The following is a 5,060-nucleotide window of genomic DNA, read 5'->3' on the forward strand; positions in this document are numbered from 1 at the left end:
TCGCCTGGCGGCGCGCCTCGAAACGCGGATGCAGATGGACGGCCGTGACCCAGGCGCAGCCCAGGCCGGCGGCCGCGGCGATGATCAGGAAGACGTCGTTATAGGCCAGGATATTGGCCTGTTGCGTCACCTGACGGGTGAGCATGGCCACGCCCTCGGCGTTCAGCAGGGCCGGGTCGGTGATGGTCGAGGCATAGGCGCCGGACAGCTGGCGCAGGCGCAGAACCACCTCGGGATTCAGGCTGGTGATGTCGGCGGACAGCTGGTTCGAATGGAATTTCTCGCGCACCACCTGGATCGTGCCGATCAGGGCGCTGCCGGCCAGGGCGCCCAGGTTCTGAAGCACGCTGAACATGACGATGAAGCTGATGATGTTGCGCGCGCCCTGTTGCAGCACCTTGCCGACGCCGATCAGCAGGGCCGGGCCGACGAACATGGCCGAGGCGAAGGCGATCATGGCCTGGCTGACATACAGCTGGGCCGGACGGGTCAGAACGGTGGCGTGGCTGTCGATGAAGGCGCCGACGGCGATGAGGCCCAGGGCGATGGCGATGGGCTTGTTCAGCTTGGCCATGTTCAGGGTCAGGGCGCTGACCGCCGTGCCGGCGATCATGGCCAGCAGGATCAGCAGGAAGAGACCGTGCAACTGGTCCGGACCCAGGCCGACCACGGTCAGGAAGCCCACGGCGCCCGAGGTCTGTTCCGACAGGGTGATGCGGATCAGCAGGATGGCGCCGAACAGGCGCAGGATGTCCGGGCCGGTCAGCCAGCGGACGTTGATTAGCGGATTCCGCCGATCGTACTCGATCATCAGCGCCGCAGTCAGCAGCAGGATGGCGCCGGCCAGGGCCCAGCCGATCCAGGCGGCATCGGTCCACCAGACGATCCGGCCCAGACCCAGGACGGCGGCCAGCAGGGCCACGCCCGGCGCGAACAGGGCGAAGGTGACGAAGTCCAGCGGCTCGAACAGCTTCAGCCGCTCGGACGGGGGCAGGCGCAGCACCTGGACGGCGGCCCAGGCCAGAAGCGCCATGCCCAGCTCGAAGGTGTAGAAGGCGCGCCAGTCGTTCATCTCCAGCAGGCTGGGCATGATCAGCCGGGCGATGGGGACGGCGAAGCTGGACAGGCCGATGCCGATCACCAGTCCCTTCAGGCGGTGCTGGGCCGGGAAGGCCTGGATCATATAGAGGAAGCCCAGGGTGCTGAGCCCCACCGCCGCCATGCCTGCGACGGCGCGGACGAACAGGGTGGACTCATAGTTGTCGACCGCCAGGTGGGCGGCGCAGGTGACAACGAAGGCGGTCAGGCAGATCTGGGTGAACAGGCGCAGGCCGTATTGCTGGCGGAACTTGAACAGGATCAGGTTCATGCAGGCGTTGGTCATGACGAAGACGACCGGCAGCCAGGCCGCCTCGGTGATCGTGATCCCCAACGAGCCCTGAAGACTGGTCAGATTGGCGGTGACGGCCGCGTTGCCCAGGCTGCCGACCAGGGCCACCAGAACCCCGGTCAGAGCGTACTGCAACCGCAGCCAGGCCGTATGGTCGGGCGTGGCCGGCGAGCCGGGCAGGGTGGGTCGCTCGTGCGGCTTCAGGGTGGCGAGATACTGCTCCCAGGGCAGATGCCAGTTGTGATCGGCGCGACGAGCCATCAGGACGCCTCCGGCCTGGGCTTCAGCCCGTCCAGAATGATGACGCGGGTGCGCTGGGACACGGCCTGACGCTCGGCCTCGTCGGCGCCCTGGAAGCCGGCGCCCAGCAGGGTGGCGATCAGGCGGATGTCCATCGGCCGCAGATCCTTTCGCACCAGACCGGCCGCCTGGGCCCGTTCGAGGGGGGCGGCGCCCGCCTCCATCAAGCTCTGCCGCAGGGGGGTAAGCGCATCGGGCGACCTCACGTTCCGGACCAACCCCGCCAGGCCGGCGTTGCGGATCATGTCTTCCGCCAGCCGGTCCAGAAACCAGAAGAAGGCTTCCGGGGCGTCGCCCTGTTCGGCGGTGCGGCGGTCCAGGTCGGCGAGGTCGGCCTCAAGCACGGCCAGGGCCAGTTCGGTGCGGTCGGCGAAATGACGATACAGGGTGCCGCGTCCGACGCCGGCCTTTTCCGCGATCAGGTCCAGCGGCGCGTCCAGCCCCTGGTCGGCGAAGACCGCGCGCGCGGCCTCAAGCAGGGCGGCGTGGTTGTGGACGACGTCCTTACGGACATGTTTGGGGGCGGGGCGCGACATGATGACGCGCATAAATGGACATGGGTGTCCGTTTTGCAAGGGGCCGTTCGAAGATCCCTCTCCCAGCGGGGAGGGCTTGAGCGGCTGAGAGCGTAGCGATCAGTCTTGCGCGCAAGGGTGAGGGGCGCGGCGGTGCGAGCTGGCCCACCGGCGGGCCCTCATCCGGCCCTTCGGGCCACCTTCTCCCCAAGGGAGAAGGAAGGGGAGTTTACAGCCCCTTCTCCAGCACCACGAAATCCAGCTCGGGCCGAGGCGGATCGACGGGGAAGGGGCGGGTCTCGCCGGTGGGGCGGTAGCCGCGCCGTTCGTACCAGGCGATCAGTTCCGCGCGGCGGTGGATGACGGTCATCTCCATGCGGCGGGCCGCGAACCGGGCGACGGCCTCGGTCTCCGCGGCGGCCAGCAGGCGGCGGCCCAGGCCGGAGGCTTGCAGGCTCGGCTCGACGGTCAGCAGGCCGAGATAGGTCCGGTCGTCGCCGATGCGGGCGACCTGGACGCAGCCGACCGGGGCGCCGTTGCGATGGGCCAGCAGAATGACCCGGTCGGGATCGGCGATCAGGGCCGACAATTCTTCGGCGCTGGTGCGGGTGTCGAACAGCAGGTCCGCCTCGTGCGTCCAGCCGGCCTTGGCCGTCTCGCCGCGATAGGCGCGCTCGATCAGGGGATGGAGCGCGGCGACGTCTTCGGGCGTCGCCGCGCGAAAGGCGATGTCGCTCACCTGGAAACGCCCAGCTCCTGCACCAGATGGTCCATGCCATAGACGTCGCGCAGAGCGACGGTCACGGCCTGGGTGGTGACGATGACGCTGCGGTTGACGGCGCGGTCATAGCCGTAGGCGTTGCGCTGGGTGAGGACGGTGGAGTCGAAATTGGCGCCCACGATCTCGCCCTTCGCATTGATGGCGGGAGACCCCGACGAGCCGCCGATGGTGTCGGTCGAAACGGCCATGTCCATGACGGCGTTCGGGTCGATCCGGTCCTTGGCCGCCAGCAGTTTGGGCGCGACGGCGAAGGGCTCGGCGCCGGTGGCGCGGTCCCACAGGCCGGCGAAGGTGGTGAAGGCGGCGAATCGCTGACCGGGAACGTCGGAGCCTTCGACCTGGCCATAGGTCAGGCGCAGGGTGCCGGTGGCGTCGGGATAGACGGCGTCGCCATAGGCGGCGAAGCGGGCGGCAGCCAGCTGTTCCGAGGCGCGGTCGGTCGGGGCCTGGACCCGCGTCTCCCAGGCGTCGCGAACGGCGCGGGCGTCGGCGTCGATGGCCAGGGCGTAGCGGATCATTGGATCGGTCGAGGCCTGGACGGCGGCGAGACCGCCGGTCCACAGGGCGCGGCGCACGGCCGGGTCAGCCAGGGTCGTGCCGGCGACCAGTCGGGCCGACAGGGTCTCGGGGCTCTCCTTGCCCAGCAGGGTGCGGACCGAAGGGCTGTCGACCGTCAGCCATTCGCGGGTCTTGGACAGCCACCATTCCAGCCGGATCTGCTCAAGCTCGGGATAGGTGGGACGTTCGGCGAACAGGCGGGACTCGACGCCCGACAGACGGCTGTCGGCGAACTCGGGCAGGCGCTGGTCCGACGGCTTGGCGCGTTCCTGGGCGCCGCGCACCAGGGTGCGGGCCCAGGCGAACAGCTGCGACCCGCCGGCGACCGAGGTCGTGCCCAGGCCCGTGCCGCCTTCCAGCAGGGCCATGGAGGGATAGAGTTCACGGGCGACGGGCTGGACCGTGCTGAGCGTTGACCAGGGATCGACGCCGGACCCGGCGGCGCGGGCGCGGAAGTCGGTTTCCTGCTCGGCCTTGCGGGCCATGAAGGCCGGATCGATCAGGGCGGCCATCCGGCCACGGCCGCGCTTGTAGGTGTTCTCAAGGCCCACGATGGGGTCCATGGCGATGAAGGCCTGGTCCTCGCCCTCTTCGGAATAGCGGATCAACCGGCCGCGCAGTTCGGAGGCGATCAACTGGTCCAGCGGCAGGACCACGTCGCGGATGGTGGTCAGCTGGTCCATGGTCAGCAGGCGCTGGGTCGAACCGGGATTGCCGGAGATGAAGACGGCCTCGCCCTGCGTCGGCTTGTTCGGGTTCCAGGCGAAATGGGTTGATGTGACCGCAGGCTCACCATCCTCGTACAGGCGGATGAAGGCGGCATCTATGGCGAAGCGGGGGAAGGAGAAGTTGTCCAGATCGCCGCCGAAGGTGGCGGCGCGATCCTCGGGCGCCCAGGCCAGGCGGACGTCGGAATATTTGCGGTAGGTGTAGAGCTTGAACTGGCCGCCCCGGTACAGGCTGACGACCTGGCAGCGGATCTTGGGATCGTTGCCGCAGGCTTCGCTCTCGATCCGGCCGGCCTCGGCGTCGCGGGCCTGGGTGAAGGCCTGGCCTTCAAGCCCGGCGCCGGCCTTGTGCATCCGCTCGGTCACGTCGCTGATGTCGGTCAGGATTTCGGCGGTGGCGCCGGGGCATTTCAGCTCTTCCTCGCGCGATTTCGGGAGGAAGCCGGTCTCGGCGTAATTGACCTGGGGCGTGGAGAGGTTGGCGACGCAGGTGGCGACGCAGTGATTGTTGGTCATGACCAGGCCCTGGCCCGAGACCACGCCCGCCGAACAGCCGCCGAACTTCACCGAGGACAGACGGACACGGTCCAGGAAGGCCTGGTCGATGTCGGTTCCCAGCGTCTGGTTGGCGCGGGCGACGGGGAAGTTGTCGAAGGTCCACATGCCTTCTTCGGCGCTGGCCGATGAGGCGAAGGCGATGACGGCGGCGGAGGCGAGAAGGGCGAGGCGCATGGGGGGACTCCAGAACTCTCCCTCCCAGTCCGGGGAGGGTGGCCGGCGCGCAGCGC

At 68.8% G+C, this 5,060-nt stretch carries 4 protein-coding genes; all 4 read right to left on the reverse strand.

Annotated elements, in window-relative coordinates; all coding sequences use genetic code 11:
• On the reverse strand, positions 1-1,651 hold a 1,651-nt coding region (locus ER13_RS16065), incomplete at its 3' end, for an MFS transporter (RefSeq protein WP_052005167.1).
• On the reverse strand, positions 1,651-2,226 hold the full coding sequence (locus ER13_RS16070) for a TetR/AcrR family transcriptional regulator (RefSeq protein ID WP_008261319.1): 576 nt from the start codon (positions 2,224-2,226) through the stop codon (positions 1,651-1,653). The genes ER13_RS16070 and ER13_RS16065, both read right to left, overlap by 1 nt.
• A 208-nt stretch (positions 2,227-2,434) precedes the next feature.
• On the reverse strand, positions 2,435-2,944 hold the full coding sequence (locus ER13_RS16075) for a GNAT family N-acetyltransferase (RefSeq protein ID WP_035310884.1): 510 nt from the start codon (positions 2,942-2,944) through the stop codon (positions 2,435-2,437).
• Positions 2,941-5,004, reverse strand: coding sequence for a S46 family peptidase (locus ER13_RS16080; RefSeq protein WP_035310886.1), 2,064 nt, complete (start codon positions 5,002-5,004; stop codon positions 2,941-2,943). Before ER13_RS16080 ends, ER13_RS16075 begins: the two co-directional genes overlap by 4 nt.
• Positions 5,005-5,060 lie beyond the last annotated feature (56 nt).

This window comes from Brevundimonas sp. EAKA (genome assembly GCF_000698025.1).
GTDB classification, from domain to species: Bacteria; Pseudomonadota; Alphaproteobacteria; order Caulobacterales; family Caulobacteraceae; genus Brevundimonas; species Brevundimonas mediterranea_A.